This is a genomic window from Bacillus sp. SJZ110, from assembly GCF_006715455.1.
GTDB lineage: Bacteria > Bacillota > Bacilli > Bacillales > Bacillaceae > Bacillus > Bacillus subtilis.
Genome location: NZ_VFNF01000004.1, coordinates 257,456 through 270,371, shown reverse-complemented (window position 1 = coordinate 270,371; position 12,916 = coordinate 257,456). Strand labels below are relative to the sequence as shown.

Annotated in this window: 16 protein-coding genes; 7 read left to right on the top strand and 9 right to left on the bottom strand. The window is 41.9% G+C overall.

Annotated elements, in window-relative coordinates; genetic code table 11:
* Positions 1-40: 40 nt before the first annotated feature.
* Positions 41-523 carry a DUF456 domain-containing protein gene (locus FB592_RS13865; RefSeq protein ID WP_004398518.1) on the bottom strand — a complete coding sequence of 161 codons (483 nt, stop codon included), beginning with the start codon at positions 521-523 and terminating at the stop codon, positions 41-43.
* A gap of 109 nt (positions 524-632) precedes the next feature.
* Here FB592_RS13865 and FB592_RS13860 point away from each other — a divergent pair, with 109 nt between their 5' ends.
* The 3 genes from FB592_RS13860 (at position 633) to ispG (ending at position 3,044) form a co-directional block, all read left to right on the top strand.
* Positions 633-1,394 carry a DUF1189 domain-containing protein gene (locus tag FB592_RS13860; protein ID WP_015384107.1) on the top strand — a complete coding sequence of 254 codons (762 nt, stop codon included), beginning with the start codon at positions 633-635 and terminating at the stop codon, positions 1,392-1,394.
* 94 nt (positions 1,395-1,488) lie between these two features.
* A complete protein-coding gene (locus FB592_RS13855; protein ID WP_141949668.1) occupies positions 1,489-1,788 on the top strand; it encodes a LysM peptidoglycan-binding domain-containing protein in 300 nt (99 codons plus the stop codon).
* A gap of 122 nt (positions 1,789-1,910) precedes the next feature.
* Complete coding sequence (ispG, locus tag FB592_RS13850; RefSeq protein WP_010886567.1) at positions 1,911-3,044, top strand: flavodoxin-dependent (E)-4-hydroxy-3-methylbut-2-enyl-diphosphate synthase; 1,134 nt, start codon at positions 1,911-1,913, stop codon at positions 3,042-3,044.
* A 25-nt stretch (positions 3,045-3,069) separates the two neighbouring features.
* Here the strand turns inward: ispG and FB592_RS13845 are convergent, their stop codons facing one another.
* Positions 3,070-3,459 carry a DUF308 domain-containing protein gene (locus tag FB592_RS13845; protein WP_010886568.1) on the bottom strand — a complete coding sequence of 130 codons (390 nt, stop codon included), beginning with the start codon at positions 3,457-3,459 and terminating at the stop codon, positions 3,070-3,072.
* A gap of 132 nt (positions 3,460-3,591) precedes the next feature.
* Here FB592_RS13845 and FB592_RS13840 point away from each other — a divergent pair, with 132 nt between their 5' ends.
* The gene (locus tag FB592_RS13840; RefSeq protein ID WP_003246215.1) at positions 3,592-4,173 is read left to right on the top strand and encodes a nucleotidase; all 582 of its coding nucleotides are present in this window, start codon (positions 3,592-3,594) and stop codon (positions 4,171-4,173) included.
* Between the two features lie 42 nt (positions 4,174-4,215).
* On the opposite strand, the gene zur is transcribed toward FB592_RS13840, so the two are convergent.
* Entirely contained in the window at positions 4,216-4,653 is a 438-nt protein-coding gene (gene zur / locus FB592_RS13835) for a zinc uptake transcriptional repressor Zur (protein ID WP_004398578.1), read from the bottom strand.
* A gap of 137 nt (positions 4,654-4,790) precedes the next feature.
* Entirely contained in the window at positions 4,791-5,672 is an 882-nt protein-coding gene (locus tag FB592_RS13830; protein WP_003230077.1) for a YitT family protein, read from the bottom strand.
* 115 nt (positions 5,673-5,787) lie between these two features.
* On the opposite strand from FB592_RS13830, the gene FB592_RS13825 reads away from it, so the two are divergent.
* Positions 5,788-6,042 carry a DUF2624 domain-containing protein gene (locus FB592_RS13825; RefSeq protein ID WP_003230076.1) on the top strand — a complete coding sequence of 85 codons (255 nt, stop codon included), beginning with the start codon at positions 5,788-5,790 and terminating at the stop codon, positions 6,040-6,042.
* Positions 6,043-6,068: 26 nt separating this feature from the next.
* On the opposite strand, the gene FB592_RS13820 is transcribed toward FB592_RS13825, so the two are convergent.
* Positions 6,069-6,962, bottom strand: coding sequence for a deoxyribonuclease IV (locus tag FB592_RS13820; protein WP_009967756.1), 894 nt, complete (start codon positions 6,960-6,962; stop codon positions 6,069-6,071).
* A gap of 9 nt (positions 6,963-6,971) precedes the next feature.
* Complete coding sequence (gene cshB / locus FB592_RS13815; protein WP_021480044.1) at positions 6,972-8,288, bottom strand: DEAD-box ATP-dependent RNA helicase CshB; 1,317 nt, start codon at positions 8,286-8,288, stop codon at positions 6,972-6,974.
* Positions 8,289-8,456: 168 nt separating this feature from the next.
* Between cshB and vrrA the strand changes: the two genes are divergently transcribed.
* Entirely contained in the window at positions 8,457-9,200 is a 744-nt protein-coding gene (gene vrrA / locus FB592_RS13810; RefSeq protein WP_141949666.1) for a VrrA/YqfQ family protein, read from the top strand.
* A gap of 122 nt (positions 9,201-9,322) precedes the next feature.
* Positions 9,323-10,267: a 4-hydroxy-3-methylbut-2-enyl diphosphate reductase gene (locus FB592_RS13805; RefSeq protein WP_014477361.1), complete on the top strand. Its 945-nt coding sequence runs from the start codon at positions 9,323-9,325 to the stop codon at positions 10,265-10,267.
* Positions 10,268-10,289: 22 nt separating this feature from the next.
* Here FB592_RS13805 and FB592_RS13800 read toward each other — a convergent pair whose 3' ends face one another.
* The 3 genes from FB592_RS13800 to cccA form a co-directional block, all read right to left on the bottom strand.
* Positions 10,290-11,411 (bottom strand): Nif3-like dinuclear metal center hexameric protein, encoded by a 1,122-nt coding sequence (locus FB592_RS13800; protein WP_038829714.1) that lies wholly within the window; start codon positions 11,409-11,411, stop codon positions 10,290-10,292.
* On the bottom strand, positions 11,404-12,054 hold the full coding sequence (gene trmK, locus FB592_RS13795) for a tRNA (adenine(22)-N(1))-methyltransferase TrmK (RefSeq protein ID WP_038829713.1): 651 nt from the start codon (positions 12,052-12,054) through the stop codon (positions 11,404-11,406). The genes FB592_RS13800 and trmK overlap by 8 nt, the downstream gene beginning before the upstream one ends.
* Positions 12,055-12,310: 256 nt before the next feature.
* Positions 12,311-12,673, bottom strand: a complete 363-nt coding sequence (gene cccA / locus FB592_RS13790; protein ID WP_003230068.1) for a cytochrome c550 — start codon at positions 12,671-12,673, stop codon at positions 12,311-12,313.
* Positions 12,674-12,916: the final 243 nt, after the last annotated feature.

Sequence of the window (12,916 nt, the reverse complement as noted above, 5' to 3'; positions counted from 1 at the left end):
AACCGATAATCGGTCCCATTAAACCTGCCGCCAGCATTTCTTATAGGACCGTCCATAAAAAGTATCCGATCATCAAAAGCTGTATGATGCCCTTTGCAATAACCCCTGTTAAAAAACCAATGAGTGAGCCGAGGCCAATTTTAAACGCTGACTTTAAGTCCTTCTGATGGACGATAAGTTCTGCGCAAACAGCCCCGATAAACGGCCCCAATATGATCCCTGCAACCGGAATGACAAAAGGCCCGATTAATAAACCGATCGTGCTTCCCCATATGGCAGCTTTGCTTCCTCCGAACCTTTTTACTCCAAGCAGATTCGACACGTAATCTGCTGCGAATAATACTGCGGCAAAAACTGCCTCAACAAGCCAGAACATATAAGAATACGGACTGAATGAAAATAAAAATCCGTACAATACAAATCCGGCAACAATAAATACTACGCTCGGAATAACAGGATACACCAGCCCGATAAAGGCAATGATAAAAACCGCTGCAATCAACAGCCAATACAACATATCCATAGCTTCCATCCTCCCATTTTACTCTGTCTTCTTCATGTCTTCCTTGTATTCACACGCATGCAACGATACAATAAGCAACATATATTAGTTTAGCTAGGAAGTGAAGATAGTGAATGTGTTTCAGCTTTTCATTAAAAGTACATACTCTCCCCGTGATATTGCAAAAACAAGATTTCAAGGAATCGGAAAAGCGATTCTTTATGTATTTTTGCTCTCTGTCCTGTTTGCAATCCCTACCGCTTATTATGTAAGTACAGGGACCGTAAAATCAATGAACGGCTTTAAAACTGTTTTAAACAAAGATTTCCCTGATTTCACAATTTCAAACGGCAAACTTCAAACGGATGAGAAAAAAGCCACGGAATCTCAAGCGAATGGTTTCGTTATCGTGTTCGATCCGACAGACTCCTATGGCACTGAACAAATTGAAGCAAAGCAAAACGCGATCGGCATCCTTCAGAACAAATTTGTTTTGGCCATTGACGGACAAGCCCAAGAAATGTCTTACTCAATGATGCCGTCAGAGTTACAGAAAAAAGATGTCATTGCAGGGTTAAACCAAAATAAAGCGATGATTGTAACTGTTCTCTCAGCTCTTATTTTTCTCGTAACAGCAGCGGGAAAATTTATTGAAGTATCGTTTTTAGCGCTTATCGGGTTAATCATTAAGAATTCGCAGAAAAAACATTTATCCTATCATCAGCTCTGGAAGCTTTCTGCTTATTCCATCACCCTTTCAACTGTATTCTTTACAATCATGCGGGCATTAGAAGCAACCGTACCAAGTGAATTTTTACTAAACTGGTTTGTCAATTTTGTCATCCTGTTTCTCGTTTTAAAAGAGATTCCGTCCAAAAAAGCTGCTGTATAAACCGAGGCTGCATTCGCAGTCTCTTTTCTTTTGTCATGAATCGAAATGGACAAGCATACTATGATATAAAATTTCGTATGCGGGAGGAAAAGCGATGAAGCGTCTCACCTTAGTATGCAGCATTGTTTTTATACTTTTTATTCTTTTTTATGACCTTAAAATTGGAACAATACCCATTCAGGACCTCCCTGTCTATAAAGCATCAGCAAAAACGGCTGCACAAGAACCGGCTTATAAAACGGTGAAGGTAAAGCCGGGTGATACGGTTATGTCGATAGTCGGATCAGCAGGTTCTCCGGATGACATTGTAAAGGATTTTGAAGCACTGAATCCAAATGTGAAAGCCAATGACATTCAAGCGGGAACAGCGTATAAATTCCCGGTCTACCCTTAATTTAACGTTAATTTCTTGTCAGTTCGGCGAAGACACTGTTACAATGTAATTTGTAAAATAAATTCACATAAACCATACTAGAATTGTTATATCTAGAAGCGGCAACTACAATTAAGGAGCGATTGCAAGTGAGTGAAATCACACATCGTACAAAAACGCGTCCCGTCAAAGTGGGACCTTTAACAATAGGCGGCAACAATGAAGTTGTCATCCAAAGCATGACAACAACAAAAACACATGATGTAGAAGCAACGGTTGCGGAAATTAACCGTTTGGCTGAAGCCGGATGCCAAATCGTTCGGGTAGCATGTCCGGATGAACGGGCAGCAAACGCCATTGCGGATATTAAAAAGCGCATTTCCATTCCTCTCGTTGTTGACATACATTTCGATTATAAACTTGCGTTGAAAGCCATTGAAGGCGGCGCAGATAAAATCCGAATCAACCCCGGCAACATCGGCCGGCGCGAAAAAGTTGAAGCGGTTGTTAAAGCGGCCAAAGACAAAGGCATTCCGATCAGAATCGGAGTAAACGCCGGTTCATTGGAAAAACGAATTTTAGAAAAATACGGTTATCCGACTGCCGATGGAATGGTAGAAAGCGCACTTCATCACATTAAAATTCTTGAGGATCTTGATTTTCACGATATTATTGTCAGCATGAAGGCCTCTGACGTGAACCTTGCAATCGAGGCTTATGAAAAAGCGGCGAAAGCGTTTGACTACCCGCTTCACCTCGGGATCACCGAGTCAGGAACGCTGTTTGCCGGCACAGTAAAGAGCGCAGCAGGACTCGGCGCCATTTTAAGCAAAGGCATCGGGAACACCATGCGCATTTCACTAAGCGCAGACCCTGTAGAAGAGGTAAAAGTAGCAAGGGAGCTTCTGAAATCTTTCGGCTTAGCCTCCAATGCTGCCACGCTCATCTCATGTCCGACTTGCGGCCGTATTGAGATTGATCTAATCAGCATTGCCAATGAAGTGGAAGAGTATATTTCTAAGATAAAAGCGCCGATTAAAGTTGCTGTTCTCGGCTGCGCTGTAAACGGACCTGGTGAAGCGAGAGAAGCTGATATCGGAATCGCCGGCGCACGCGGTGAAGGACTGCTGTTCCGGAAAGGGAAAATTGTCCGTAAGGTTCCAGAGGAAACGATGGTAGAAGAACTCAAAAAAGAAATTGACATTCTTGCTGAGGAACACTACGCAAAACTTGAAGCTGAAAAAGCAAAATTAAAAGAAGAAACACAAAAAGCTTGACGGGAACCCGTCAAGCTTTTTTGTGTTAGAAAAATGGAATAATAAATATTCCAAGCACTAATGAAACGACACCGATACCCATTGCCCAGGCTCCAAGGCCTTGAGCACCTCTTCTTCTTGCGATATAGCCGACAATAATACCGGCAGCTCCCAATAAAACAGGCAGTACAAACAATGAAATGATGGACAAGGCTAAAGCGATGTACCCTATTCCCCGTCCTTCATTGACATTGCCGCCGCTGCGATCATTGTCTTGGTCATTGCTGCGGTCAGCAGCACGATAAGGCTCTGCGATTTCAGCAGCTGTTTCCTCAAAAAAACCGTCATTGTCGCGGGTAATATTTGTTCCTTCAGATCCATGATCAACATAGTAACTGTTGTTATCACGCTTTTCGTAATCGTTTGCCACCTTCAATTCCCCCTTCTGTTTTATTAAAGGAGCTTTTATAGTTTGATCCATTTTGCCTGATTCATGTTTGCTAAACTTTTCTGTTAATGTCAATTGTTTATGTTACACTTGAAGGGATGAAACTGAAGGAGTGTGGGCATGTTACGCTTAGGAATAGATATTGACGGCACAATCACGGCTCAGGATACATTCGTCCCTTATTTGAACCGTTCGTTTAATCTTTCCATTTCATTAAACGATATGACGGATTATGATTTAACAAAGCTGTTAAACATTACCCAGGAAGAATTTTGGGATTGGATGAATCAAAATGAAGCGATCATATATAAGGAAGCATTGCTTGCACAGCATGCGAAACAGTCACTTGATCTTCTCAAAGAGGAGCACAAGCTTATTTATATTACAGCGAGACGGACTCATTTAACTGATATTACCTATGAATGGTTTGACAGACAAAACATTCATTATGACCACATCGAACTCGTTGGCGGTCATCACAAAGTTGAAGCGGTCAAGAATCATAACATCGACCTGTTTTTTGAGGATCATCACGGGAACGCCATGATGATTGCGAAAGAAGCCGGGATACCGGTGATTTTGTTCAATTCCCCTTATAATCAGCTTCCGATTGATTCAAACATCATCAGAGTAAACAACTGGCTAGAAGCCGTTCAATGGATGAACAACAACAAGCATCACTTAATACGCGTCAATAACTGAAAAAGGAGCCCAAACCGGGCCCCTTTTTCATATATACGCATTTTACGCAGTAGTGTTTTCTTGGTTTTCCGCTGTACAATCAGGGCATGTGCCATAAATCTCAAATTTATGCCCGCTGACCTGATAGCCATCCAAATCATCACAAAGCTTGTCCATCGGACATGATTCAATTTCCTTTGTTTTGCCGCAGGCAAGACAAATAAAATGATGGTGGTGATGGGTGAATGAACACTTAAATCGGAAGAGCTTTTCACCGGACAGCTCAGTTGTTTCCAAAATCCCAAGTTCTTCATATAAAGAAAGATTTCTGTAGATTGTATCAAAGCTTAAGCCTGGATAATCATCATTCAGTGCAGACAGTACGTTTTTAGCGGTAAGATATCTGTCTGAATCAGCAAAAAGCTGCAGCATATCCTCCCGTTTGTTTGTATATTTATATCCGTTTTCTTTTAGTAGGTTCAGCGCTTCTTGTACGTTCATGAAGGGTCCCCCTTTTCGCTTTGCTTAAGAACGTATCACATGTATGAAAAAGAAAATGGCAGCTGTCTGTCCAGCAAGCCATTTTCTTTACTGCAGATAAAATTATACCCATAAAATGAATAAAAGTAAATGAAAGCCTAGTGGATTGCGTTTTTGAATTTTCCGCCTCTCGTTTCATGAGTATTCATAATTGTTATGAATGCATTTTGATCAACTTCAAACACGATCGATTTGAGCTTTGTCACTTCCAGCCTTGTGACAACCGCGTAAATTACGTCTTTTTCTTCGTCCGTATATCCGCCTTTCCCCTTCAGCTTCGTTGTGCCCCGACCGAGACGGTGCAAAATCGCGTCGGAAATCTCATCATACTGCTCAGACACAATAATGACAGCTTTTGTTTCATCAAGCCCTTGGATCACGGCATCAATCGTTTTCATCGCAATATAATAAGTCATGAATGAGTACATCGCTTGCTCAGGACCGAACACAAAAACTGCCCAAATGAAAATGAACACATTGATGAACATAACGAACTCACCTACTGAAAACGGGAGTTTTTTGGTCAGCAAAATACCGAGAATTTCTGTACCATCCATTGAACCTCCGTTTCGAATAACAAGCCCGACGCCAAAGCCGAGTAAAAGACCTCCGAACACAGTAGCCAAAATAGGCTGGGTTGTAATGGCTTCTACATGGTGAAGTGAGGATTCAATAACGGCAAGCCCGACAATCCCTATAAACGTAGAGACTAGAAAGGTCTTACCGATATATTTATATCCGAAGATCATAAAAGGAATATTTAATATGACAACGAAAAAAGCGAAATTCAGAAAGGGGTTTGACATAAAGAGGTGGTCTAAAATAAGTGATACACCGATAATCCCGCCATCAATAAAATCATTGGGGATTAAAAATAATTCAATACTTACAGCCGCAGATGCAGCTCCTACCAGAATCATAAAGACCCTGAAAATAAAATGGGTAAATGTTTCTTTCTTATGTTGTTTTGTTGGGGTCATAAAATCTCCTTTCCTGCAATAACTATTTTAAATACATTATAAATCTATTTTACCATTAAACACTGACACATTTTACTGATTTGCCCATACATTAAGTCTGGAGGTGGATTGACCGATGATTTTATTTCAAAGAATTATTTTACAGCGGCTTAATCAGGCTACTGCTGATGATTTGCTGAAGTACTCAAAACAATACGGAATCAGCTTAACAAGATCGCAGGCCGTTGAAGTAGCGAACCTGTTATACGGGAAAAATGTAAACATCTTTAATGAGAGTGAACGAATGCGGCTGCTGAAACAAGTAGAGACGATTACATCGAAAGAAACAGCTCAAACAGTTAATGAACTATTCAAACAATTTACAAGCTAAAAAATGGGGGTGTTATCCCCCATTTTTTATTGCTGTAAAATCTTTTCGAGCAATGTATCATCAAATTGTTTTTCTTTCAGCATTTCAATCTCAAAACGGTATGGCGGTTTTTTGTTCTTTTTATCTTCACCGACGTATGGTGTTTCAAGAATTTTTGGAATGTCTTTTAACTGCTCATGGTGAACAACATATTGCAGTGCGTCAAAACCTATTTCACCAAAGCCAATATTTTCATGGCGGTCTTTTCTCGCACCTTTGACATTTTTGCTGTCATTGATATGAAGCACTTTAATACGGTCAATGCCAATGATTTTATCGAACTCATTTAGCACTCCGTCAAAGTCTTCGACAATGTTATACCCGGCATCATGTGTATGGCACGTGTCAAAGCACACTGACAACTGCTCATTGTGTGTAACGCCTTCGATAATCTGCGCAAGCTCCTCAAAGCTTCTGCCGCATTCTGATCCTTTTCCAGCCATTGTTTCTAATGCAATCTGGACATTTTGATTCGGATCAATCACTTCATTTAAGCCTTCAATAATTTTTTTGATGCCGGCTTCAGCTCCTGCCCCTACGTGAGCGCCAGGATGAAGGACAATTTGCTTCGCTCCGATGGCCGCTGTCCGTTCAATTTCTGAACGAAGAAAATCAACACCCAGCTCAAAAGTGGACGGATTTGTCGTGTTGCCAATATTAATAATATAAGGCGCGTGTACGATAATCTCGTCAATGCCATTTTCTTGCATATGTGCCCGGCCTGCTTCTATATTTAAGTCTTCAATTTTCTTTCGGCGCGTATTTTGCGGTGCGCCTGTATAGATCATAAACGTATTCGCCCCATAAGAGACTGCTTCCTGGCTTGCAGCCAGAAGCATATGTTTTCCGCTCATAGAGACGTGTGAGCCTATTCTCAGCAACAGGTTCCCCTACTTTCTTTTCTTAGATTGGTTTCTTCTCTGTTTTTTCTTGATTTTCTCCATCTCATAGCTCATTTTCTTTTTATACCCAGGCTTAACCTTCTTCGGCTTTTTCACGAGACGATGAGCAATTTCATCCGCTTCATTCGGCGTTTTTTTACGCTTTTTGCGGCGCTGACGGTCATCGCCTTTTTTCCATTCGCCCTTTTCAAGCTCTAAGTAATCAAATTCGATGCCCATTTTTTCAAGTCTTACTAATGCATCCTCATCAGTAAGCTCATAAATGGTCATCGCTTGTCCTGATGAGCCGGCACGAGCCGTTCTGCCCACACGGTGAACATAGAAATCGAGATCATCCGGCAGCTCATAGTTGATAACATGGCTGACACCTTTAATATCAATACCTCTTGCGGCAAGGTCAGTTGCAATGATATATGTGAATTCCAAATCATTGATCTGCTTCATGACTTTTTTCCGCTCACGTGGTGTTAATCCGCCGTGCAGCAAGCCGATTTTCATGCCTTTGCCAGTCAGATACTGGGCAATATGATCAGCCGTATTTTTCGTGTTGGCAAACACAATCCCCAGGTATGGATTCAGATGCGACATGATGTCAAAAAGGAGCTTGTCCTTGTCACGATGTTTCGAAGGAATGAGGATATGCTCGATTTTCGCAGCAGTCACCTGTTTTGGCTCCACATGGGCGTATTTCGGATTTTCCATGTATTTCTTCAAGAATGGTTTCAGCTTTTCCGGTATGGTCGCTGAGAACACAAGCATTTGCAGATCCTCAGGCATGCGGGAACCGATGTAATCTACATCTGCAAGAAATCCCATGTCCAGCATTAAATCCGCTTCATCAATAACAAGAGATTCCGCTTTATGAACACTTAACGCCTGTTCTTTGATTAAGTCAGCAATCCGTCCGGGTGTACCGACAACTAGATGCGGCTGTATTTTCAATTTATCAATTGATTTTTGTTTATCAGTGCCTCCGATAAAACATTTCGAGCGAATCTGACTGCCTTCCTCACCCTGCGTGATTTTAAGCGCTTCCTGATAAATCTGGTTGGCTAGCTCTCTTGTCGGAGCCGTAATGACTACCTGAACGACATCCTTAGCAGGATCGATTTTGTTTAATAAAGGCAGTAAATAAGCGTGAGTCTTTCCGGTACCCGTCTGAGACTGGCCGATGACGCTTTCTTTTTTTAACACTGCAGGAATCAGCCTTTTCTGGATATCAGTCGGTTCGTAAAAACCAAGGCGATGTACTGCATCTATAATAAATGGTTTCAATTCATAAAGTTCAAATTTCGTTTCTTTCATTTTTCCCAGCTCCTTAAAGCGGCACATTATGTGTCCATCATCACATTATACCCGATTTTGCTTAAAAACACCACGTTTGCAAGGCGTTTGTTTTATTCAGTTATGTAAAGCAAATACCGCAGCCCATGCATATTCTAATAGCAGAGAGAGCTGAAAGGAGGTACAAGTATGTTTTCACCGCAGCAGCCAATGAGAAATTACCCACAGCCCGGACCGCCCCGCCCCATGCCAAATCAGCGAATGATGGGCAGAAGACCGCCTAATATGCGAGGACCTTCATTTGGAGCACAGCAGCAAGGTTTTCAGCAAGCCGGACAATTTCTTCCTCAGGCAAATGCCGGAGCGAGAAATGGTGCAGGTGCAGGCGGAGGCTTAAAAGGAATGCTGTCAAGGTTCCTACCCGGCGGAGGAGGCGCTGGCAGTGCCGGAGTTCCAGGAGTTCCAGGAGCAGGTGCCGCAGCGAGCGGAGGTGCTGGCCTGCAAGGCATTCAAAATATCGCCAATCCTGCATCATTATCCAGTATGCTTGGAAATGTGCAAAAAGTACTCGGCATGGCGCAGCAAGTCACCCCTATGATCCAGCAGTACGGCCCATTAGTCCGAAATCTGCCAGCAATGATGAAGCTGTACAGCCAATTAAGTAAAAGTGATGATACTGAAACAGAGGCCAATGAGGAAAGTGAAAAACAATCCGTTTCAGAAGAATCATCAGAAAAAGAAAAAGAGACTGAAACAAAAACCTCAGATGGGAACAAAAAATCAAAACCAAAAAGTTCTTCTCTCCCAAAAAAATCTAAAACAACTGACAATAAAGAACAAGAATCAAAAACATCTGCCTCGAAGAAAAAGGAAGCTGCCTCTCCTGCTCCGAAAAGAACATCAGGCAGTTCAAAACCGAGATTATATATTTAACATTCTTTGATATCTGAAGTGAGATTGGCTATAATGAGATCAGAAGAATGCAAGAATAGAGCCGTTTGATTACGGCTTTTTATATTGCCTTTACTCACTTCAGTATTGGAGGACAACCGAAAATGGACGTAATTAAAATTTCACCGCGCGGCTATTGCTATGGTGTTGTTGATGCTATGGTCATTGCCAAAAATGCGTCACTAGATAAAAGCTTGCCAAGACCCATCTATATACTCGGGATGATTGTTCATAATAAACACGTCACTGATGCGTTTGAAGAGGAAGGGATTTTTACATTGGACGGCTCTAACCGTCTGGACATCTTAAAGCAGGTTGACAAAGGAACTGTCATTTTCACTGCGCACGGTGTTTCTCCCGAAGTCAGAAGAATCGCAGAAGAAAAAGGGTTAGTCGCAATTGATGCTACATGTCCGGATGTGACGAAAACTCATAATCTAATCTTAGAGATGAAAGAAAAAGGATATCACGTAATCTATATCGGCAAAAAAGGGCATCCAGAGCCTGAGGGAGCCGTTGGCGTAGCGCCGGAGATCGTTCACTTAGTTGAAACAGAAGAAGATGTAAAGAACCTTGATATCCAAGCAGAGAAGTTAATCGTGACGAATCAAACAACAATGTCTCAATGGGATGTCCACGACATTATGGAGCTTGTCAAAGAAAAATACCCTCATGTCGAATATCACCAAGAGATTTGCCTCGCTACTCAAGTGCGGCAGGAAGCTGTATCAGAGCAGGCAAAAAAAGCGGACTTAACAATCGTTGTCGGAGACCCGAAAAGCAACAATTCAAATAGGCTTGCTCAAGTGTCAGAGGAAATAGCCGGGACAAAAGCATACCGGATCGGCGACTTAAGCGAATTGAAGCTCGAATGGCTGAAAGGCGTTAATACCGTTGCAGTTACAGCGGGAGCTTCAACACCGACGCCGATCACAAAAGAAGTCATTCGCTTTTTAGAGCAGTTTGATCACGAAGATCCATCAACTTGGACAACTGAACATAATATACCGCTCAAAAAAATACTTCCAAAAGTAAAAGCAAAAAACTGAGGCTGTAAAAGCCTCAGTTTTTTTATAGAAATGTAAATGGATTTGTATCTGTTTCAGAAACAAAGATATTCACGTCAAACTTTTTATCATTACACATTGATGTCAGCTTTCTCGTGACGCCTTCTTTCATGATTTTTTCCGCATAGTGTCCCGGATCAACCACATTTAGGCCAAGCATCATCGCATCATGGGCCACATGGAAGTATAAATCTCCTGTGACGTAAACATCGGCTCCCTTTCGTTTTGCATGATGAATATACTTGTTTCCATCTCCCCCAAGAACAGCTACCTTTTTCACCATGCTGTCAGCATCCCCCACCATTCTGACACCATTGACGTCAAGCTTGTCTTTCACAAATAAAGCGAATTCCTTGAGCGTCATCTCATTTTTAAGGGTTCCGACACGGCCGAGTCCTTTTTCGGCGGGAGTCTGTTCAACAGGATAGATATCGTAAGCAACTTCTTCATATGGATGGCTTTTTATCATTGCATTGATAACAGCCTTTTCGACGCTTTTAGGAAATACAGTCTCAAGCCTTACTTCATGAACAAGCTCAAGCTCTCCCACTTCACCGATAAAAGGCTTAGCTCCGTCTAATGGCTTAAAGCTGCCGATTCCTTCAGATGAAAACGCGCAATGGCTGTATTCACCGATATGGCCGGCCCCCGCATTTCCGAGCGCGGCTCTGACCTGCTCTTCATATTCCTTCGGCACGTAAACTGCCAGCTTTTTCAGAGGATCCGTATAAGTAGGTGCCAGCACTTCCGTCTCACTCAGCTCTAATGCTTCAGCAAGCAAATCATTCACGCCGCCGTCCGCAACGTCTAAATTTGTATGAGCTGCATAAACAGCAATATCATGCTTCAAACACTTTTCAATTAACCTTCCGGCAGGCTGATCTGTTGAAATATGCTTTAGCGGCCGGAAAATAGGAGGATGGTGTGCAATAATCAAGTCAACCTCTTTTTCAATCGCTTCATCGATAACGCTCTCTAACACATCAAGTGTAACCATCACATTTTTAATTGGTTTGTTTAAAGTGCCGATTTGCAGGCCGATTTTATCTCCTTCAACCGCATAGGCTTTCGGGGAAAATTGTTCAAACAGCTGGATGATCTGCTGCCCATTTACACTTTTAGCCATGATCGATTACCTCCTTTAACAGCTCCATTCGATCGGCGAGCTCCTTTAATTTTTGTTTGTTTTGCTCTGTATCTGCCGCTTGGCTGATCTGTTCATAGATGCTTTGAGTGTGCTGAAGCTCTTGTGTCCACTTTTTCAAAAAGACAGCATTTTTTTCTTTTGCCAAGAAAGGGCCGACGAGCATCCCGGCTGATAAAGAAATACCGTCATAAGCCGCATCCCTGTCTCCCTCTTCTGCTACCAGCACCTCATAGCACTTTCCGTCCTCTTCAAGGATTACCTCATCTATCAGCGCATATCCTTCTTTATAAAGCCACTCCCTGATATGAACAGCATGAATATTCGGCTGTAAAATGAGCCGTTCCTTCCCCGTTAATTTGTCTTTGCCCGCTTCTAAAATGTGAGCGATCAAAGCCCCGCCCATTCCGGCAATCGTAATGGCATCAGCTTCACCTTTTTTAATCACTTCCAGTCCGTCTCCCTGCCTTACAGAAATGTGCGAGTTTAAGCCTGATTTTTCAACCTGCCGCTTTGCAGACAAAAACGGGCCGTCTGTTATTTCTCCGGCAATCGCTCCGCTGGCTTTATGATTCAGCACCGCATAACAAGGAAGGTATGCGTGATCAGAGCCGATATCGGCCATCACCGCTCCATTCGGTATGTACTCCGCTACTGTTTGCAATCGTTTAGATAATTTTAATTCGTTCACTTGTCATCACAACTTTTCTCAATCATTTTTTCCTTTACTATCATATAAAAAATCAGCCCGGAATCCAAGCTGAAGCAAATGATTTTGAAATTATTTCTTTTGATGCGGGTCTGCACGCGGCAGTCAAAAATAAAAGGCTGTCGAGAACATCTCGGCGGCCTGTGAATGTATAAAGAGAAAAATAGTTCTTTTATTTAATTTTTGATACCCACTCTGCCATATCATCCAGCTTATCGGCCGGAACAAGACCGGAAGGCATTCCATTACCGCCTTTTTCGATCTTTGTTTTAATTTCAGCGACATCTTTCTTATCCCCTACACCTTTTAAGCTAGGACCCGAAACACCTTCATAATTTTCACCGTGGCATGCGATGCAGTTTGCCTTGTAAATTTCTTCTGGTGAAGCGTTTGCATCTTTCTTTTCAGCAGATTTGCTTTCTCCTCCGCTCGCAATCTCCCGAGAGTCATCAAGTCCTTTTACTGATAAAAAGAAAGTTAGACCAATTCCTAAAACAGCGATCAGCAAAAATGGAATAAGCGGGTTCCATTTCATTTCCCTTCCCCCTTTTTGATCCTTCCCCCTATGTAAACACTTCTAATTCTAACTTATTTTTACAAAAAGTAAATGGATTGCTATACAAAAGTTTTTTATTCACACTTTATACAAAATTGAATAGAAACATGCCTAAATCTCTAATATCCTTTTTATTCTATTGTATAATGTATTGTATACGCTTACAATAGAAAATATGGAATTAGATTTTGAAATTTTTCACCACAATGTTCATTTGCAAAT

Excerpts from the sequence above, each read along its gene's own strand:
- FB592_RS13865 (WP_004398518.1), bottom strand. The coding sequence starts at position 523 with ATGGATATGTTGTATTGGCTGTTGATTGCAGCGGTTTTTATCATTGCC.
- FB592_RS13855 (WP_141949668.1), top strand. The coding sequence starts at position 1,489 with ATGAAGCGTCTCACCTTAGTATGCAGCATTGTTTTTATACTTTTTATT.
- FB592_RS13840 (WP_003246215.1), top strand. The coding sequence starts at position 3,592 with ATGTTACGCTTAGGAATAGATATTGACGGCACAATCACGGCTCAGGAT.
- zur (WP_004398578.1), bottom strand. The coding sequence starts at position 4,653 with ATGAACGTACAAGAAGCGCTGAACCTACTAAAAGAAAACGGATATAAA.
- FB592_RS13830 (WP_003230077.1), bottom strand. The coding sequence starts at position 5,672 with ATGACCCCAACAAAACAACATAAGAAAGAAACATTTACCCATTTTATT.
- FB592_RS13825 (WP_003230076.1), top strand. The coding sequence starts at position 5,788 with ATGATTTTATTTCAAAGAATTATTTTACAGCGGCTTAATCAGGCTACT.
- cshB (WP_021480044.1), bottom strand. The coding sequence starts at position 8,288 with ATGAAAGAAACGAAATTTGAACTTTATGAATTGAAACCATTTATTATA.
- vrrA (WP_141949666.1), top strand. The coding sequence starts at position 8,457 with ATGTTTTCACCGCAGCAGCCAATGAGAAATTACCCACAGCCCGGACCG.
- FB592_RS13805 (WP_014477361.1), top strand. The coding sequence starts at position 9,323 with ATGGACGTAATTAAAATTTCACCGCGCGGCTATTGCTATGGTGTTGTT.
- FB592_RS13800 (WP_038829714.1), bottom strand. The coding sequence starts at position 11,411 with ATGGCTAAAAGTGTAAATGGGCAGCAGATCATCCAGCTGTTTGAACAA.
- trmK (WP_038829713.1), bottom strand. The coding sequence starts at position 12,054 with ATGGCCGATATCGGCTCTGATCACGCATACCTTCCTTGTTATGCGGTG.
- cccA (WP_003230068.1), bottom strand. The coding sequence starts at position 12,673 with ATGAAATGGAACCCGCTTATTCCATTTTTGCTGATCGCTGTTTTAGGA.